Here is a 19,071-nt window from a genome sequence, read left to right as displayed (position 1 = left end):
GTAAAGTGAAAAGAAAAGTTGTTCTAAAATGTAATTTATAAACATACTCATTTTATCGAAGCAATTTTTAACTCTTAACCTTAACTAACAGACCTAAAATACTAGAATTAAAATACATAATAATACAAGATAAATTCCAACCGTTAGAATCATTCCGATTTTATAGAAACCGACTAAGCCAGCATATCGTTCGACAAAACCGATCTGTGGGTCGACTGGATTATAAAAGACTGTCATAGGAGACCCGATTGGGAATATCATCCGCAAATCCAGATTTTTGCCGGCTCCAAGAACATAGGTTCTATCGAAAACATTGGTTTGTCTTGACTTAGAAGAAGTCTCTCTGAAATAAGCGTAGGTAAAGGTCTTTTGGTATCTTTCGCCCCCAACTTGATACTCCACCACAGGCAGGGAAATAAGCAGTTGATTTTTGGAATCAAAAGCAACTACTTCTCCCAGAACTTTTGCGGTTGATTCTGTTTTCACTTTTATTTCACGACGATACAAGGTGTAAAAGATGAGCAGCATGATCAAGAAAACAAGGCTCAGAATGCCCAAGCTAAGCCAGAATATTGTTACTGTCATTGATTTTTTTACCCTTTCACATAAACTAGTTGGTTTCAAATCCCTTGAAAAATTTTTATTCTCCCCTTTTCAACCAATTCTGTTGCTGCGCTTTTTCTGCAAAATCTTTTGCTTTGTTTATATCTAGTGAATTTGAATCTGATGGAGCATTGGATTCAATCTCTTCTTTCAATTCTTGTAAAGTTTGAACATCTTTCGGGGTTAAATTAGAGACTGTGCTAGATTCTTTTTCTGTCGAACTTTCTGGCACAGACTGGATCTCGCTATTAGTTTTTATTACCTCAGTTCCTACATCCGTTTTTGGAGCTGGTCGGTATAACATGAAGAATCCAACAATTACAATGATGAAAGATAGGATCGATATCCCATTTCGTTTTTGAATTTCTTCCTGAGGAATTTCTACTCCTTTTGTTGATAAATTCTTCCATTCTGGATGTTCCTTCTCAGCTGCTTTTTTCTCATAAAAGAAAGGTGCAATCAATGACCGATTGATGAAGGTGAGAGTTCCAAGACAGGTTATAAAAAAGGGCACTTCACGAGAGTGGCTAAGCAATATCTGAATATAAAATACACTAGCAATTATACCTAGGACGATAATAATTGTAAATCTAATTTTAAATTCCTTCTTCATTTGCAAATAATGTTCTTTTGTCATCTTATTCTCCCTTAAAAATAGTTTTTCCTTCATCCATAAAAACAATTACTACTATCATACCGGATTTTACTTTGAGATTCAAGTTAATCACCAACTAGTGAATAGAGTATAAAAAAGAAGCGTTAGAAACGCTTCCGTCCTATTATTTATCTTGCCAAGTTTCTTGGTTTTCCTTGAAACGGTGTAACAACTCTAAACCTTCAGAAGTGATGTAACCTTGTTCTTCTGCTAAATGAATCAATTCTGTGTAGTTAGACAAGGTTTCAAGTTGAACGCCAGCTTCCGCAAATTTCTTATCGGCTTTCTCCAATTGGTAGGTGAAGATGGCAACCACACCAAGAACGTCCGCCCCTTCACGCTTGGCAGCTGCGACAGCATCCAAGACAGATCCACCAGTAGAAATCAAATCTTCCACTACGACCATCTTTTGACCTTGTGGTACACGGCCTTCAATTTGGTTTCCAGCACCATGGTCTTTTGGTTTGCTACGGATGTAGGCAAATGGCAAATTCATCTTGTCCGCAATAATGGCTCCGTGAGGAATTCCTGCAGTTGCTGTACCTGCAATCACTTCTACTTCAGGGAAAGCTTCCTTGATTTTATCTACAAATCCATTTTCGATCAAGGTACGAGTTTCAGGATAAGCGAGGGTTACACGGTTATCGGTATAAATTGGGGACTTGATCCCAGATGCCCAAGTAAAAGGTTCTTCTGGTTTCAAATAAACCGCTTCGATTTTCAAAAGATGGCTAGCAATATCTTTAGCTAATGACATGACGACTCCTTTTTACGATTTTAATCATATACGAATTAAATCAATCATTGATTTAAACAACAACTTTACAGGTTAGTGAACGCGTTAGGGAAGGTCCAGTAGGACTTCCCGTAGAGCTACAAAATTTTCACTTTTAGTAGCAATTAGTGTTCCGACGATTATGAGAATAAAACGATACTTTTTATTCTCATAATCTAGTGAATAGTTTAGGGAAGGCCCTATCGGGCTTCCCGTAGAACGTCTTGAAGCACAGCTTCTTAGACGTTCTTAACTATTCCATTGTCTCTTAATTTCATGGTAAGCGTCCCATGGGTTTTCTGCTTGGATAATTGGGCGTCCAACGACAATATAGTCAGATCCAATTTTATGAGCCTCTTGTGGGGTCATGACCCGTTTTTGGTCGCCGATTTCAGCTCCAGCAGGACGAATCCCTGGTGTGACACAGACAAAGTCTGACGAAGTGGCATCTTTGATCAAGGCTACTTCATGGGCTGAGCAGACAACACCATCCAAGCCTGCTTCTTGGGCCTTGCAAGCATAATTAACTACAGACTCTTGGACTGTTGTTTGGATGTTTTGGCAATCACGCATGTCTTCTTCACTGGTAGAAGTCAACTGGGTCACGGCTACCAATTTAGCTCCTTCACCAAGAGCTGCCTTAGCTTCGCGCATCATCTCCACACCACCGGCTGCGTGGACCGTCACCATATCTACTCCGAAAGTCCCCAGTACGGACATAGCTGATTTGACTGTATTTGGGATATCATGCAATTTTAAATCAAGGAAAATACTGTGTCCAAGCCCTTTGAGGTAATGTACAATTTCAGGACCAACTGCATAGAAAAATTCCATTCCGATTTTTACAAATAATTTTTCGTCTTCTGGAAAATGCTCTAAAAAATTTTTGACATCCTCGAAAGCTGGGAAGTCAAGGGCGATAATAGGACGTTCTTCACGCATGGATTACTCCTTTTTTGATTGATCATTTTGTCTACAAAAAAACCTTGCCCGAGGCAAGGTTACACGAAAATTAGGTAGGAACAACTACCATGATTCACCGTCTAGACCTTAGGAGCCTCTCTGGACTGCTTTAAAGGTTTTTATTTATTGTAGTACGATATTTAGGAAAAGTCAAGGATTTACAGTAGATTTTCCCGTACATGTTTTCGGAAGTTCTCAAGGGTGTCAATACCATAGCGATCCATGACCTGTGGCAGATCTTCGATGATGCTTGGACAAGCATAAGGATCAGTGAAATTAGCGGTTCCAACTCCAATCGCAGAAGCCCCTGCAATCATCATTTCAATGGCTGCTTCGGCTGAATCCACACCTCCCATTCCGATAATCGGAAGTTTAGTGGATTGGGCAACCTGGCGGATGAGTTTTAATGCAACTGGGAAAACGGCTGGACCCGACATGCCTCCGGTTCCATTGGCAATGATGGGCTTACCAGTCTTGAGGTCAAAGCGCATCCCAACTAAGGTATTGATCATGGTTAAGCCGGTCGCCCCTGCATCCTCTGCTGCTTTTGCGACCTGCGAAATGTCTGCCACACTAGGCGTTAACTTGACATAAACAGGGACTGAGGACGCTTCTACCGCTGCTTTCACAGCCGCATAGGCCAACTCAGGAACCTGCCCGATTAAGAGACCATTGTTCCCATGGTCTACATTTGGACAAGAAATATTGAGTTCAATCGCTTTGACATTTGGCGCTTGAGAGATCTTGCCTGATACCGTCGCATACTCTTCGTTGGAGAAGCCAGCTACATTGGCAATAATCGGTAGGTCTGGATAATGTTGGGCCAACCAAGGAAGTTTCTCTGCTAGGACCACGTCTACGCCTGGATTTTGGAGCCCAATGGCATTGAGCATGCCTGCAGGCGTCTCGGCGACACGTGGCGTTGGATTACCAAAACGAGCCTCAGCAGTTGTTGCCTTGATCATGATGGATCCAAGCAGGTCTAAGTCATAGTATTTAGCATATTCCTGACCGAAACCAAAACAGCCAGATGCCGGAATAATCGGGTTTTTCAAGTCTAAACCGGGTAAGGATACGGCTAGTCGATTTGCTGTCATAAGGTCCTCCTACATCACAATCGTACCGGTTTCAAAAACCGGTCCGTCTTCACACACGCGCTTATTGGCTGCTTGGCTTTCATTTTCCAGATGCACTACACAGGCATAGCAAGCCCCCATCCCACAAGCCATACGGGATTCCATGGAAATGTAGGCGCGGGGATGGTCATGGAATTTGGTATTGACATATTTGAGCATGCCAGGTGCTCCACAAGAATAGATAGCGTCAAACTTCTGGTCCATCTGATCAATGACCGTAGAAACATAGCCCTTAGTGCCATAAGTCCCATCGTCTGTCGTTACAGTGACATGAGCAACCTGAGAAAGCTCTTCTTCCAAAATGACGGCTTCTTTGGTCGCAAAGCCGACAACCACTTCAACTTCTACCCCTTGCTCATGGAGTTGTTTGGCCACTTGGACCAAAGGAGGAACACCGATACCGCCACCGATGATCAAGGCTTTCTGACCTTGGCCGAGATTGGTAAGATCAAAGCCATTTCCCTGTGGCCCCATGACGCTGAGTTTGCTACCGATTGGCAATTGGGAAAAGATTGCTGTCCCCCCACCTTCGATGCGGTAGATCAAGCGACACGTCTGTGTCTCAGGATCAATCTCAGAAATTGAAATCGGACGGCGAAGGAGCTTGGCCCCATCAGGGACGCGGATATGAAGGAATTGACCTGGCAGCATCTGCGCCACCATTTCCCCCTTCAAGATCATAGAATAGATGCGGGGAGCGATTTCTTCTTGAGCGACGAGCTCCATCTCCTCCATCATGATTTTGCCAAAGCGTTTTTTACAACTGTCACTGACCATTGGTTTCCTCTTCTTTCTTTCAGCAAAAAAGACCTCGCAAAAGCAAGGTCCCACAAACGATCAGCTAGACTCCGTCCGCTGATCTTTATTCCGTCTTTCCTTGCAGGCCTCTCTGGACCTCTTAAAGGTTAAATTTGTCTCATTATATCGCGCTCCTTCTCGCTTGTCAAGTAAAATCAGTAACTTAGGAAACTTTACGGGGATCAAAATCTTCTGGGATTGGTTTGATGTATTGCATGGCAATTCGATTTTCAGGCTTACGATCAACTAGATAAAGAACCAGTAAAAAGAGCCATTCCAAGGGTTTCATCAGGTAATAGATCAGGTCCATAGCCCATTTCTTCTTGATATGTTTGGCAAAGGGATAGCCATAGCGGTCATAATTGCGACGCAAGAAGTGATGGAATCGTGGCGTCTTTTCTTCTAGCACCTGCTCAAAGGCATTGGCAATACAGAGCTGGCGATTCACCACAACAGGATGACCGTGCCGGACTCCCATCCGTTGGGGTTTGACAACTTTTTCATGCCCACCAGCCGCAACCGTACAGAGATAGTGCTCATCAATGATGAGATTCTGAGGAGGGATCTTTTGTGAGAAGGCCCAGTCAGCTGTATTGGTCCAGGCCTTGATCATGGAATCAGGCTGCTGCCCAAAGAGCATGAGTACTAGGACAACAAGAGCAAGGGTTGGAAGGGCGACAAGGACCGCTAGCCAAGGCCAGTTACGCGACTGGTTTAAGAGCCGATGGAGCCATTGAAGTAGACGATTCTCATAGCTTATCTCTGTTCGATCTTGCTGCCACTCCTTGATACGAACCCACAAGAGATGGAAGGAATAGATCAATAAGAAAAAGGTGTGAAAACTTGCTACCTGCAGTTGATTATCAAAAACTAAGAGAAGAACCACTCCTCCTAGAATGCCACTGATGCAGAAGATATTTGCTAACGGCGATAGTGAATTCGCATCCCGGTAGGAATAGATAATCAAGGCTAGTAAAGTAAGAGCTGCCAGTGTGAAGAAGGTCGGATAGGCTCTAGACCAGATCAAGGCATGTTTCTGAGAATTGATCAAGGGCTCATTCCATTCGTAAAAGGTCATATCCTTGACAATGAAAATAAAAATCGCTTCTAGAAAGCAGCCAAAGAGTCCAAACCAAAGAACAATGGTAGGCTGTTGTTTTTTCTTTTTTATAGGCTTAGGACTCGGTGATTCAATTGTGAATGCGTCATCTTCTCTTGCCTCTTCTCCTTCCTTTGGCCCTCTCTCTTCAAACAGATCTGGATCTTTGAGAGCTTCTTCCTCTGCTTCTTTGTACTGGAGGCTAGACCACCGACCGATCCCATAAATGATAACAAAAATATTGGGGACAAAGAGGGCTATGGTTAGACCGTAGGGTAAGATCTCCATCGTGAAGGCAATGATCTCCCAAACACTAAATTGGACGAATGGATCCTTTATTGCATAGATCGACTCACTAACAACAAAATAGATGTAAAAGGCTAATAGAATCAGTGCATTGGTCACAAAATTGATCTGCAACAGACCGGATGTGAAATGGGTTTCCAATTCCTTATCCTTTTTCTTATACCAGGACACTAGTTTTTTCATAAGATCTCCTCAATCAATTTTTTACCATTCTATCAATCAGATCTTATCTTAAGCAAGGCAAAACTGTATTTTTCCATCAAAATCAGTCCCCAGATGGAGATTTTGTTTCCAATCTTCTATTTTTTAAATATTTGATCTAGCCTACTTCCTATTACCTCCCTCAGCCTGCATTATAGTCTGATACAGTCCTTGAAAGACCACATTTTACGGGAAAATCGCGCTTTTTTATGTTAAAATAAAAGCATGAGAATACAACAATTACAATACATTATCAAAATCGTCGAAACCGGCTCTATGAATGAGGCCGCAAAACAACTCTTCATCACGCAACCTAGCCTTTCCAATGCCGTTAAGGACTTGGAAAATGAGATGGGGATTGAAATCTTTATCCGGAATCCTAAAGGGATCACTTTGACCCGCGATGGGATGGAGTTCCTCTCTTATGCCCGCCAGGTGGTGGAGCAGATTGACCTCTTGTTCGAGCGCTATAAAAATCCCGTGGGTTCTCGTGAACTTTTCAGCGTCTCTTCACAGCACTACGCCTTCGTGGTTGAGGCATTCGTTTCACTATTGAAGAAAAGCGACATGGAAAAATACGAGCTCTTCCTACGGGAGACGCGGACTTGGGAGATCATCGATGACGTCAAGAATTTCCGAAGCGAAGTTGGCGTACTCTTTTTGAATAGCTACAACCGAGATGTCCTCTCTAAGATGCTGGATGATAATCACCTGATTGCCACCCACCTCTTTACTGCGCAACCTCATATCTTTGTCAGCAAGACCAATCCTCTTGCCAAGAAGGAAATCGTTCACCTTTCAGATCTGGAAGATTTCCCATACCTTAGCTATGACCAAGGAACCCACAACTCCTTCTACTTCTCAGAAGAAATCCTCTCTCAAGAGCATCATAAGAAATCCATCGTCGTCAGTGACCGTGCGACCCTCTTTAATCTCTTGATTGGTCTAGATGGCTACACCATTGCGACCGGGATCCTCAACAGCAATCTCAACGGAAATAACATCGTCTCCATTCCCCTTGATATCGAAGACCCGATCGAGCTGGTCTACATCAAACATGAAAAAACAGCCCTCTCAAAAATGGGAGAAAAATTCATCGAGTACTTGCTTGAGGAAGTGAAGTTTGAAAAATAAAAAATATCTGAGTGTTCATCTTCACTCAGATATTTTTTATGGTCATCTCTATATTTAGAAATCAATATGGGTCAACAACTTGTATTCACAAAATCATTCCAACATCCATAATTTCTGAAATTAGTTAACATTTTTACTAAGTATTTCAGTTGTGTATTCATTTTTATCTGTGTATGTTTTCGATTGTGATAAAACTCTAAAACCTTTAATGTTCTTGCTTCGGTCTTTCATGATATATGTATCTGTTATAGTAGTTTTAAATGAATTTCCTGTCATACGAATTCCAACCGGTTGATTAGTAAATCGATCAGAATAAAATAAATAAACAGAAAATTTTTCTTGACCAATATTTAAACTATTTCCACCATGATCAAACCGTGTATCCCAATAATTGTGTGATTTTGACTGATCATAAGCATCAAAAAACCTTTGATTCCTTTCTGCTGTATTCATAACAGATTGCCGAAAGAATACTGGGCGGAAAAAAGTAAATTCTGGTTCCGTACCATATTGGTAGTAAGTTTGTAGTTTTCCACTCTTTGGATTTCTAACTTGAAATCTAATCTCATATGGATATTCTGGTATTTGAACCAAAGTATCCCCTTGGTAGAGCATTAAAACTAAATCAGTTCTATAAATATACCTGTGTTCTACCTTTTTTAGATTTGGAAAACGGTTAGATAGTTTCGTAAGAAGTTCATTATCTAAAATTCTCTCGCTAAATGCAGGACCAATTGATCCTACATCAAAAGAATGTCCGCTTTACTTTTATCAGTAAAGGTCACATGTAATATTCTGTGACTACCATATTCATCTATGTCTGTTCGGATAGATTCTTTCCATTGTCCATTAGATGGTTTCATTTCTATGTCATCATGAATAAATTCGAAATTGATGTCTTTGATAATCTTTTTCTGTGGCTTAATTTTACTGGTTTTGTAATTGTACACATCATAATAAATCGCTCCTGGCTCAAATAACTCAGGTTTTAAATAATAACGTAGGGCAATATAACCGATGAATACACCAAATAAAGCCAGGTAGATATGTTTCTTCTTAATTTCCAACTTCTTCACCTCCTAAAGATGGACTCTAGTAACAAGATTGAAACCTCTTGTTTCTTACTTACGAAATATTTTTTTTCTTGCTCTTTCACTATCATCATAATAATTTCTCAGTTCGTTGAGGACTTCTTTTTCATACTCCTCTTTATTGTTTTCTGTATAGATCTTTTGTGTAGTCCGTACTTTCATCCGATCATTTTGATCACGCTTTATCAGTTGTGTACGGGTAACTGTTAATTTAAATTTCGATCCTGTAGGATTTATATTAATGGGAAGGTTAGATAAAGAATCTGAATAATACCAAGTATCGTAATAAAATTTATATTGATAGGTATTTGACAATTCTTTAGAAATGGTATCGGCTCCCCTGTCCCAGTAACCCTTCCAACTGTTATGGTAATCATCATAAAAAGATTGCATGTCTGCTTGATTCACATCTTTTTTAGTTTTTAAAAACACAGGTGTATTGGTTTTCTCCGGCAAATTTCCATATTCATAATAAGTTTGTAACTTTCCATTTTTTGGATTCTTTAGGTCAAAACGCGTAACAGCTTCTATTTCTGGAACTTGATAGAGAGTATCCCCTACATACATCATTCCAGCTAAAAAGGCAATTTTGAAACCACTATTTTTCTCTGTGATCACATTTGGAAATCTTCGGAGCATTTCTTGTTCTAATTTTTTATCATATAGTAATTTACGACTGAAGGTTGGACCCATTCGAATCGTCTTTTCTAGGGGAATTCTAATTTTTGAACCATCTTCTAACGTGGCATGTAAAATGACATCCCCACCATTAAAAAGGCCAAGATCAGACCGAGTTTCTTCCGACCAAGTTAACCCTTGAGGAACCACTGATTTTTCATAATAAATAAATTCAAGATTGATCTCTTTTACTTTTGCTTTTTTGGGCTCGATCTTCTCTGCTTTGTAGTTATAAACTCTGGTATATTGATAGTCCTTATCAAATAAACCAGGATCAACATAATTTTTCAAATATTGATAAAGTCCAAAGAAGAATAATCCTAAAGCTACTAAAACAAGTGGCAATTTCTTTTTTAACTTCTTCATGCACGCCTCCTAGGAAAATTTAATACATTATAATATAAGGAAGAAACCCGAACAATCTAACCTATTGTCCTAATATAAATATAATCCATAAAAATGTTGAAGTGTTTCACTCTAGAATTGAAATAAACTAAACTCCAGCTTGTATTATTCTACTATGATTTTTGGTTTTTTTCTGTCAAGAATTTCATACGTGTATTCAGTTTGATCAGTGTAAGTTTTCGATTTTGAAGTAACTTTTTCACCCTCGCTATCCTGATCTTCATTTGGTAAAATATAGGTATCTGTAATCGTTGTTTTAAATGTATGTCCCGTAGGGCTAATTCCAACCGGCTGATTGCTTAATCGATCGGAATAAAATAAACGATAGTAACGATACCCTTGCGAAATTGATAAATTAGCATGTCTAAATTCGAAATCTCTATCCCAATAATTTTTTTTACTAGATTGGTTATAAGCATTAAAAAATTCTGGTTTTTCATTATATAAGTGTGCTTTGTTTTGTAAAAAGAATACTGGTCGAAAATAATTAAATTTAGGTTCTGAACCATATTGATAGTAAGTTTGGAGCTTACCATTATTTGGATTTTTCACCTGGAATTGAATCACTGTTTGTTTCTCTGGAATTTGAAATAAGGTATCTCCCTGATAGAGCATTAGAACAGATTCTAAAGAATGATATTGAACAACATCAATGGGTTCTACTAACGGGAAACGAGACGATAATTTTTTATATAATTCATCATCCAAATTTTTCCAACTAAATGACGGACCAATTGAATCTGTTTTTAAGGGAATATCCGCCTTACTGTTATCAGTAAAAGTCACATGTAATATTGGGTCATTACGATATCTATCAATATCTGTTCGTATGGTCTCTTTCCATTTTCCATCTGTAGGCCTTTGCTCATTTTTATCATGGATAATTTCGATGTTAATATCTTTGATAATCTTTTTCTGTGGTTTTATTTTACTAACTTTGTATTGATAGACCTTATGATAAGTATACTCTGAATCAAACCAATCTGGCTTAATATAATACCGAAGACCGATGTAGCCAATAAACAGACTCACTAAAGCAAGAAATACAAATTTTCTCTTCATCCTCAACTTCTTCATACTCACCTCCTTAAGAAAATCTATTTCATTATATCATAATCAGATACATTCTTATAGCGCTAGTCAAAAGGGAGACATAAAAACACCTGAAACAAGTGGATTTCCACTTCTCTCAGGTGTTCTTTTATTGTCTTAATTGTGAAAATACTTGGCCAATTTTTCCTTCGATAACTAGATCTGCTTGCTTGTCTTGTGGGATACTGGTTTTATTGATGACAACCAGCTTCTTCCCTTGGAAATACTGGATCAAGCTAGCTGCTGGGTAGACCACGAGAGAGGTACCGCCGATAATCAGGAGATCAGCCTCTTGGATGGCTTGAGCTGCTTGACTAAAGACCTCCATATCGAGAGGTTCCTCGTAAAGAGTCACATCAGGTTTGACCACCTTGCCACAGTCCAGACAGTGTGGAACCGGGCCTTCCAAAGCTAGAAAGGCCTCCAAATCATAAAATCGCTGGCAACCCGTACAGTAATTGCGGTCGGCACTGCCATGGAGCTTCAAAACTTTTTTAGAACCAGCCATTTCATGGAGACTATCAATATTTTGTGTCACCACCGCCTTGAGTTTACCGGTCTCTTCAAGCCAAGCCAGATAGCGATGGGCAGCATTGGGTTTGGCATCTGGGTAGAGCAAGTACTTCTTATAAAAGTCGAAAAAGTCCTCTGGATAGCGTTCAAACATGGTATGTGAGACCAATTGCTCAGCTGTCAAATGCCGCCCTACCTGAACGCTATAGACCCCATCTGAGCTTCGAAAATCAGGAATATTTGACTCCGTGGAAACTCCTGCCCCACCGAAAAAAACGATCCGTTGACTCTGATCAATCATCTCCTGTAGTTGAGCAATCTTATCCATCTACTTCTCCTTTAGTAGCTCTTCCATCACAGCATTGGCCTGATCAAAATAAAAGTTAACTTGATCATAATGAATGCCAGTGTAGCTTGCAAGGTCAATCAAATTCTTCATAAAATCCTGAGAAGAGAAACCAGTCGTCCGATGAAGTTCTTCCTCATCAAAGGGCTTGATCAAGTGGGCCAGGGGATTGCGAACTGATTTTTCTAACTCCCGCAATTGTTGGGCCGCAACTTTGACGCTATCTGGCAAGTCCAACTGCACAATCAACTCCGTCAAACTGGAGGAATTGACCACACTTTCGCTGTGGAATTGCTGCAGGATAGGATTGTCGGACGCATGCAGGCTCTCAAACTTCCAACGGTCATAACTGGATTCTTTGGAGTTATGAATATAGTTGGTAATATCAGGAATTTTCAACTGAATCAATCGCATAAAGATCCTATAGATGGCTGGACTAACGGCACGAACAAAGTCAATAATCTGCTCATTTCGCAACTTCGCTTCGAGATCATAGAGGTAATTGGCCAACTGCTCATCTTCTGGTTCTTCATGCCAAAAAAGCTGAAAACCAGTCGCTTCTAGCAACTCGGTTCTCAACTTTTGATTCATGACGGGTTGGATATTGAGCTCTCGACGCTCAGCCATTAACTGCAGTAAGCTCACTAACAAATCCGGTACTTCTTCCTGCTGCTTGATAGAGCGCAGAGCCCGGCTGTAGTGATAATTTTGGAGGTCGTAGAGCCATTCATCATGAAGGAATTTTGCCATTAGTCTGCAATCAAGGTCTCAAGACCAACTTTCATCATGTCTGTGAAAGTATTTTGACGTTCTTCAGCAGTTGTATCCTCATCTGGATTGACCAAACTGTCTGAAATAGTCATGATAGCAAGCGCATCAACATGGTGTTGAGCAGCAAGATAATAGAGAGCCGCTGCTTCCATTTCTACAGCTTTCACACCCCATTTACCAAGCTCGATGTTCTTTTCACCATAGTTTGAATAGAAGACATCAGAAGACAAGACATTACCCACGTGAGTGGTCATGCCAAGGTCCTTAGCAATGTGGTAGGCCTTGTCTAAAAGATCAAAGCTAGCGATTTGTGGGAAATCGTATTGAGGCCAGTCGTTGCGGATGATATTTGAGTTGGTTGCGGCAGCTTGTGCCAAGACCAATTCACGAACATGCACATCCTCGTTCAAAGAACCAGCCGTTCCCACACGGATCAATTTCTTCACGCCGTAGTCGACAATCAATTCACGCGCATAGATAGAGATGGATGGCATCCCCATTCCAGTCCCCATGACAGATACACGGTGACCTTTATAAGTCCCTGTGTAACCAAACATGTTACGAACTTCGTTGAAGCAAACAGCGTCTTCAAGGAAATTCTCAGCAATAAATTTCGCACGAAGAGGATCCCCAGGAAGAAGAATTTTATCAGCAATTTCACCTTGCTTAGCAGCAATATGGATAGACATAGTTTATGATACAAAGAGCGACCAGAAAGCGACTGAAAATTAGGAATCTGACGAGAAATCCTGATTTCTCAGTCAGATTATCTATTTTCCGAGCTTTCCGCTCGTGTTCAAATCAGAACACATGCTCTACCTTTCTTTTTTATTTTTTAGAATAGGCGTTAAAGAGGCAAAGTAAAAATAGGAAACTGACGACGCATCGCAGATGCTAGACAGTTTATCTTTTTTACACAGTTCTCCGCCCGTATTCAGTTCAGCGAATACGGTAAACCCATCCTTTCTTTTTTTATTGAGTAATTAGGAGAGCTTTCCGCTCGTGTTCAAATCAGAACACATGCTCTACCTTTCTTTTTAATTTATTTTGTTAATGAATCCAAAAATGCGTAGAGTTTGGCATTCATTTCTCGATAATCGTAAGCACGAATGGCTTCAGGTTTTTGAACAAAGGTCAATTTTTGACTTTGTTCTTCCAAAACATCTTCACCGTCAGCAGCAATCAAGAGATCGACTGCTTCTGGATCAAATTCCAAGTGGGCTTGGAAGGCATAGTGTTTCGGACTGAAGCGAATCATCTGACGTGGACACCCTTGACTGGTCGCAAGAACAACAGCATCTTCTGTCAATCCGGGCATATCACCATGCCAGTGACCAGTTTCAAGAGTTTTTCCAAACTCACCGACATGTGGATCTGTCAGTCCTTCAGGCGTCAAGGTCACAGGATAAACCCCAATTTCGCGCTCAGGACTGTGTTCATACTTTGCACCATAGGCAACAGACAGGAGCTGGGCACCAAGACAGACCCCAACAATATAACGATCAGCCTTCATGGCCTTTTGAATTAGCTCGATCTCTGCCTGAGGATCGTAGTATGGAAAAGCTTCTCGATCTTCATCTGGCGATTGAGGTCCTCCCATGACGATCAAAAAGTCAATCTCATCCACTGACTCTGGTAAGATTTCATTCTCATAGACTTTAGTCGTGGTCACTTGATGGCCACGCTCCTGTGCCCATTTTAGATAAGCGCCCGGCACTTCAAAGGTTTCATGCAGTACAAAATGTACCTTCATCATTTCTTCTCCCATCTCTTTCGAATCACGTATGACAGACCAGCCGCAAGTACAAGCGGAATAGTCAAATTCCAAGTTTGGCCTGTAAATCCAAGGCTCAGGGCAATGGCTGTCAGAGGAGCTTCTAGGGTCGTCCCTAAAAAGACGGTCGCTCCTAGTAACATCCCTAGAGCAGGATCCAGATGAATCCCAAGGACTGTCAAAAGCAAGGTCACTAGATAGCCAGATCCAATCCCAAGGGAAAATGATGGTGTCAAAGTTCCTCCATAAGCACCATTGCGCAAGAGGAGGTAAACCAGAAGCCCCTTCACTGCAAGAGTCAGTGGAAGATAAGGAATCGACTGGCTAGACAAAAGGGCTTGCGCTAGTACCTGGCCATTTCCCATAAAGATAGGGAAAAAGGTTACTAGGCTCCCTAGCACTAGAAAGGCTAGAGGAAGAGCCCAAAGAATCGTCCCATCTTTCCGCCGTTTGTGACTAGCCCGCTTGGCGAGGAAAGCAAAGGCCAGAGCCAAGGGAGTGACCAAGAAAGCAATCAAAATAGCCTGTAAGAAACTGCTAGCCGACCATGAGCCTGCGGACAGGTGATAAATGGCCTCCTGACCAACGATGGGCTGGGCAACCCAGGTGGCCAGATAAGTGCTGGTCAAAACCAGTAGAAAGTTCTGCCAACTGTAGGCGAGTCCTAAGGTCTCAAAGACAAATAAGCTACTGGCAAAGGGGACCTGATAGACCGCAGCCAAACCAGCTCCAGCCCCACAGGCGATCAAGACTTTTCGCTCTTTGAGAGCTAGTGAGAATCCCTTCGCCAAGCGACCAGCTAGAAGAGCCCCGATCTCACGTGGGGCTCCTTCTTTTCCGACCGATGCACCTGCTCCGACAATTGCCACCTGCATCCCTGCATGAAGGAGGTGGGCTAAGGGCGCTGGTTCCCTGTCTCCAGGTAAGTCCATTTGCTGGCGAATAGACAGGATCTGATAACGCCTTTGCAGGAGATACCAGAAGCCAGCTGCCAAGCACCCAGTCACACACAAGATCAAAAATCTACGGAGACCTCCAGCTTCTTGGAATTGATGGAGTAAATCGGAACTAGCTTGGCCAAAGGCCAGTCCCTGCACTCCTTCTAGTAGATAATGACAGGCAATTCCGACCAGACCTGTTCCTATTCCCAAGGATAAAGTAGCTAGAAGTAACCTCAGTCCGTAGGGCAGACTTTGGAGTCGTACTTTCATTGGATTAGAGTTCAGCAAGAATCGCTTTCAGCAATCCTTTGAAGTCGCCTTTGACGCGCTCTGTCACTTCTACCACTTCTTCGTGGTTGAGCTCTTCTTGGAAACCAGCCGCAAAGTTGGTAATACATGAAATACCAAGAACCTTCAAACCAGAGTGTGCTGCAATGATGACTTCCGGAACGGTTGACATTCCGACAGCATCTGCGCCAAGTGTCTTAAACGCACGGATTTCAGCTGGAGTTTCATAAGTTGGACCAGTCACACCGATATAAACCCCATCATCCAATTTGATACCCAATTTGTCTGCTACTTTATGAGCAGTCTCACGATATTCTGGAGTGTAGGCTTTTGACATATCTGGGAAACGTGGACCAAAGTCATCCAAGTTTTCACCGATCAATGGGTTTTGACCAGTCATATTGATGTGGTCTGTGATGGCCATCAAAGTACCAGGACCAAAGCCGATACCACCGGCAGCGTTGGTAACAAGAACCCCTTCACATCCCAAAACTTTCATGACACGAACTGGGAAAGTCACTACTTCTAGTGGGTTTCCTTCGTAGAAGTGGAAACGTCCTTGAAGGGCCAAAACCTTGCGTCCAGCAAGATCACCATAAACCAATTTACCCGCATGGCCGACAACCGTTGAACGACCCCAGTTTGGAATTTCAGAGTAGTCTACTACGACTGGATTTTCGATTTCTTCAGCCAGTTCTCCAAGACCTGATCCAAGGATCAAGCCAAACTCAGGTGCTTCCATTCCTTTGCCTTTCAAAAAAGCAGCTGTTTCATTGATTTTTGCTAATAATGTCATTGCATATCTCCTTTATGATTTCCTTAAAAATTGGCCAATTTTGTCAAATGTATTGGCATTGCGAATGGTCAACAGACGGTAATCCGGCATCTTGAGGACTTGTTTGTGGTAAGCGGTCTTTGTATAGGTCTCTTCTGAGTATTTGCCCCAGTAGATCCCAAGTCTTCCACGATGGATGATTTCATCACCGAGCGAAAAAGAGGAGACCAACTCCCAGACAGCATCCTGATTGAGGCCTTCTGTGTAAAAGAGAACATCCTTGCGGGCCAGATTCTCCTGCCACCATGCTGGTAGAGCAGCGAGATCTTGCGCATAGTCCTCAGCTGAAAAGAGAGAAAAAGACTGGATAAAGGGATAGTGATCACGAAAGAAATGTCCCAGCAAATCTACCAATCCTGCTTTAGGACTAGCTGATTCAAAGAAGATATTGCCACTATTGATGTAGGTCTCTACCCCATCCAGCCCGATCGTTTGAAGCTCCTCTCGAAGTTCTGCCATCACGACCTTGTTTTTCCCGCCAACATTGATCCCTCTTACGAGGAGAGCGAAGCGTGTCATCTTAGTTCAATTTGTCTAAGAAGCTTTCACCGATCATGGCTTTTTCAACACCAAAGTTCTCAGCAATTGTCGCAGAGATATCAGAGAAATGTCCGACTGGAATCACGCCATTGCCTTTGAAAGATGGGCTATAAGCCAAGAATGGGATGTATTCACGCGTATGGTCAGTACCAGCGTAGGTTGGGTCGTTACCATGGTCAGCCGTAATCATCAAGAGGTCATCTTCACGCATGGCTGCGATGATTTCTGGCAAGCGCTCATCGAACTCATGCAAGCAATCGCGGTAGCCGTGAGCATTGCGACGGTGACCATAAAGAGCATCAAAGTCTACCAAGTTGGTAAATGAGAACCCTTCTTGGAACTCAGGAAGTCCCATGGTCTTAATCAAGGTATCCATACCGTGGCTGTTTGATTTGTTGTGACCCATATCGTGGTTGATACCAGCTCCGTTAAAGATATCGTTGATCTTACCAACTGCATAGGTATCGATACCCGCTTCGTTCAACTTGTCCAAAACAGTTGGCGCAAATGGTGAAACAGCCAAGTCACGACGGTTGGCTGTACGTGTGAAGTTTCCAGGTTCCCCAACATAAGGACGAGCAATGATCCGGCCTAGAAGAGCTGGACGTTCCAAAGTGATGGAACGAGCGTATTCACAAATACGGTAGAGTTCATCCAAAGGAATGATGTCTTCGTGAGCCGCGATTTGAAGCACAGGGTCTGCTGATGTATAAATAATCAACTCACCAGTTTCCATTTGACGTGGTCCAAAGTCATCGATGACCGCTGTACCAGAATAAGGCTTGTTAGCTTCACGAATGACCTTACGTCCTGAGAATTCTTCAATCTTTGTAATAATTTCTTCTGGGAATCCATTCCAGAAGGTATCAAACGGTTCTGTAATGTTGAGCCCCATGATTTCCCAGTGACCAGTCATGGTGTCTTTCCCAAGAGAGACTTCTTGCAATTTTGTTGCATAGCCTGTTGGGTTGCTTTCAGCTGGCACCGTCTTCAATGGTACTTCACGAGGAATATTTCCAAGACCGATTTTGGCCATGTTTGGTACATTCAAGCCGACGGTTTTAGAGATGTGGCCCAAAGTATCAGATGCTCCATCTGGAACACCTGCATTGACAAAGTTATTGGCATCTGGTGCAGCACCGATCCCAACTGAATCCAGCACAACTAAGTGCATGCGTTTAAATTTTGACATATACTGCCTCTTTCCTTTATTAAACTAGCTATATTATACCATATCCCTATAAGAAGAGAGCCGTTGTTTGATCCGAGGCTGGGACAAAAGTCCTAGCCTCTCAATTGTTTTTGGATTGTCGAGCAAGACGCAGTGGTTGAGTGGGCTCTACTACGCTGATTTCATCAGCTTTTACAGCCCTACTCAACTGTGCGGAGGTGGGACGATGAAATCGAATTCTAACGAATTACCGATTTCTGTCCCACTCTCTATTTTTCTATGATGACAGGACCATCTGGTGTCCCTACAATCACTTTTGAAATCATGTTCAAGAATAAACCGTGCTCTACGACGCCTACGGTGTGATCCAGTTCATTTGCCAGAGCTTCTGTATCCTCGATCACCTTGAGGTCCAAGTCAATGATAAAGTTGCCTTGGTCGGTTACAAAACGTTGATCATCCGCGTGACGGAAATCAGGATGGTAACCCTTTTGCTCAAAATGACGGAAAAGATTTTCAGCCCCGTATTGCACTACTTCCACTGGAAGTTTGAAAGCCCCAAGAGTTGCGACTTGTTTAGATTCATCTACGATCCAAATGCAATCTTTAGAATTGGTTGCGACGATTTTTTCCATGAGGAGAGCACCACCGCCACCTTTGATCCCGTTCAATTGAGGATCCACTTCATCTGCGCCATCCACTGTCACATCCACCACTTCGACATCGTCGATGGCTTTGAGCGGGATGCCTAAACTTTCAGCCTGATCATAGGTCACACTCGACGTTGTGACAGCTGTGATCTGCAAGCCTTCTTCTTTGATGCGACGACCCAATTCAGCCACAAAATAATAAGCAGTTGACCCTGTACCGAGACCGACAATCATGCCGTCTTTGACAAACTCAGCCGCTTTAATTCCTACCTGTTCCTTTAGGTTTACCATCATAGACCTCCTTTT

General features: G+C 42.1%; 21 protein-coding genes. 1 reads left to right on the top strand and 20 read right to left on the bottom strand.

The window, feature by feature from the left end; all coding sequences use genetic code 11:
- Positions 1 to 93: 93 nt before the first annotated feature.
- From I2E70_RS01750 to I2E70_RS01720, 7 genes are all read right to left on the bottom strand, one after another.
- The gene (locus I2E70_RS01750) at positions 94 to 585 is read right to left on the bottom strand and encodes a DUF3592 domain-containing protein (RefSeq protein WP_023917987.1); all 492 of its coding nucleotides are present in this window, start codon (positions 583 to 585) and stop codon (positions 94 to 96) included.
- Between the two features lie 55 nt (positions 586 to 640).
- Positions 641 to 1,240, bottom strand: a complete 600-nt coding sequence (locus tag I2E70_RS01745; protein WP_070586150.1) for a hypothetical protein — start codon at positions 1,238 to 1,240, stop codon at positions 641 to 643.
- A gap of 142 nt (positions 1,241 to 1,382) precedes the next feature.
- A complete protein-coding gene (gene pyrE, locus I2E70_RS01740) occupies positions 1,383 to 2,015 on the bottom strand; it encodes an orotate phosphoribosyltransferase (RefSeq protein ID WP_023917983.1) in 633 nt (210 codons plus the stop codon).
- A 267-nt stretch (positions 2,016 to 2,282) separates the two neighbouring features.
- Positions 2,283 to 2,975: an orotidine-5'-phosphate decarboxylase gene (gene pyrF, locus I2E70_RS01735; protein ID WP_195423143.1), complete on the bottom strand. Its 693-nt coding sequence runs from the start codon at positions 2,973 to 2,975 to the stop codon at positions 2,283 to 2,285.
- A gap of 179 nt (positions 2,976 to 3,154) precedes the next feature.
- The gene (locus tag I2E70_RS01730) at positions 3,155 to 4,093 is read right to left on the bottom strand and encodes a dihydroorotate dehydrogenase (protein ID WP_023917981.1); all 939 of its coding nucleotides are present in this window, start codon (positions 4,091 to 4,093) and stop codon (positions 3,155 to 3,157) included.
- Between the two features lie 9 nt (positions 4,094 to 4,102).
- The gene (locus I2E70_RS01725; RefSeq protein ID WP_195423141.1) at positions 4,103 to 4,909 is read right to left on the bottom strand and encodes a dihydroorotate dehydrogenase electron transfer subunit; all 807 of its coding nucleotides are present in this window, start codon (positions 4,907 to 4,909) and stop codon (positions 4,103 to 4,105) included.
- 184 nt (positions 4,910 to 5,093) lie between these two features.
- Positions 5,094 to 6,518, bottom strand: a complete 1,425-nt coding sequence (locus I2E70_RS01720) for a DUF6688 domain-containing protein (protein ID WP_195423139.1) — start codon at positions 6,516 to 6,518, stop codon at positions 5,094 to 5,096.
- Between the two features lie 243 nt (positions 6,519 to 6,761).
- On the opposite strand from I2E70_RS01720, the gene I2E70_RS01715 reads away from it, so the two are divergent.
- Positions 6,762 to 7,670, top strand: a complete 909-nt coding sequence (locus I2E70_RS01715; protein ID WP_195423137.1) for a LysR family transcriptional regulator — start codon at positions 6,762 to 6,764, stop codon at positions 7,668 to 7,670.
- Between the two features lie 120 nt (positions 7,671 to 7,790).
- On the opposite strand, the gene I2E70_RS01710 is transcribed toward I2E70_RS01715, so the two are convergent.
- From I2E70_RS01710 to rpiA, 13 genes are all read right to left on the bottom strand, one after another.
- Positions 7,791 to 8,264, bottom strand: a complete 474-nt coding sequence (locus I2E70_RS01710) for a hypothetical protein (protein WP_049485766.1) — start codon at positions 8,262 to 8,264, stop codon at positions 7,791 to 7,793.
- Positions 8,265 to 8,410: 146 nt separating this feature from the next.
- On the bottom strand, positions 8,411 to 8,737 hold the full coding sequence (locus I2E70_RS01705) for a hypothetical protein (protein ID WP_049485767.1): 327 nt from the start codon (positions 8,735 to 8,737) through the stop codon (positions 8,411 to 8,413).
- A gap of 54 nt (positions 8,738 to 8,791) precedes the next feature.
- Positions 8,792 to 9,805, bottom strand: a complete 1,014-nt coding sequence (locus tag I2E70_RS01700; RefSeq protein ID WP_049485768.1) for a hypothetical protein — start codon at positions 9,803 to 9,805, stop codon at positions 8,792 to 8,794.
- A gap of 144 nt (positions 9,806 to 9,949) precedes the next feature.
- Positions 9,950 to 10,921, bottom strand: coding sequence for a hypothetical protein (locus I2E70_RS01695; protein WP_049485769.1), 972 nt, complete (start codon positions 10,919 to 10,921; stop codon positions 9,950 to 9,952).
- 124 nt (positions 10,922 to 11,045) lie between these two features.
- Positions 11,046 to 11,777 carry an NAD-dependent protein deacylase gene (locus I2E70_RS01690; RefSeq protein WP_195423134.1) on the bottom strand — a complete coding sequence of 244 codons (732 nt, stop codon included), beginning with the start codon at positions 11,775 to 11,777 and terminating at the stop codon, positions 11,046 to 11,048.
- Positions 11,778 to 12,545 (bottom strand): hypothetical protein, encoded by a 768-nt coding sequence (locus I2E70_RS01685; RefSeq protein ID WP_195423132.1) that lies wholly within the window; start codon positions 12,543 to 12,545, stop codon positions 11,778 to 11,780. It lies immediately after the preceding gene.
- The gene (gene deoD, locus I2E70_RS01680; RefSeq protein WP_003007097.1) at positions 12,545 to 13,255 is read right to left on the bottom strand and encodes a purine-nucleoside phosphorylase; all 711 of its coding nucleotides are present in this window, start codon (positions 13,253 to 13,255) and stop codon (positions 12,545 to 12,547) included. The genes I2E70_RS01685 and deoD overlap by 1 nt, the downstream gene beginning before the upstream one ends.
- A gap of 353 nt (positions 13,256 to 13,608) precedes the next feature.
- Positions 13,609 to 14,322, bottom strand: coding sequence for a type 1 glutamine amidotransferase (locus tag I2E70_RS01675; protein ID WP_195423130.1), 714 nt, complete (start codon positions 14,320 to 14,322; stop codon positions 13,609 to 13,611).
- Positions 14,319 to 15,551 carry a chloride channel protein gene (locus I2E70_RS01670; RefSeq protein WP_229060240.1) on the bottom strand — a complete coding sequence of 411 codons (1,233 nt, stop codon included), beginning with the start codon at positions 15,549 to 15,551 and terminating at the stop codon, positions 14,319 to 14,321. Before I2E70_RS01670 ends, I2E70_RS01675 begins: the two co-directional genes overlap by 4 nt.
- Before the next feature lie 4 nt (positions 15,552 to 15,555).
- Positions 15,556 to 16,365, bottom strand: a complete 810-nt coding sequence (locus I2E70_RS01665) for a purine-nucleoside phosphorylase (protein ID WP_003007090.1) — start codon at positions 16,363 to 16,365, stop codon at positions 15,556 to 15,558.
- 12 nt (positions 16,366 to 16,377) lie between these two features.
- Entirely contained in the window at positions 16,378 to 16,923 is a 546-nt protein-coding gene (locus tag I2E70_RS01660) for a DUF1697 domain-containing protein (RefSeq protein WP_195423126.1), read from the bottom strand.
- Between the two features lies 1 nt (position 16,924).
- The gene (locus I2E70_RS01655; protein WP_003011617.1) at positions 16,925 to 18,136 is read right to left on the bottom strand and encodes a phosphopentomutase; all 1,212 of its coding nucleotides are present in this window, start codon (positions 18,134 to 18,136) and stop codon (positions 16,925 to 16,927) included.
- 248 nt (positions 18,137 to 18,384) lie between these two features.
- Positions 18,385 to 19,056: a ribose-5-phosphate isomerase RpiA gene (gene rpiA, locus I2E70_RS01650; protein ID WP_195423395.1), complete on the bottom strand. Its 672-nt coding sequence runs from the start codon at positions 19,054 to 19,056 to the stop codon at positions 18,385 to 18,387.
- Between the last annotated feature and the right edge of the window lie 15 nt (positions 19,057 to 19,071).

The organism is Streptococcus parasanguinis, assembly GCF_015556095.1.
Lineage (GTDB): Bacteria > Bacillota > Bacilli > Lactobacillales > Streptococcaceae > Streptococcus > Streptococcus parasanguinis_Q.
Note: the sequence above shows the minus strand (reverse complement) of the source record. Positions and strands in the feature narration are given on the sequence as shown.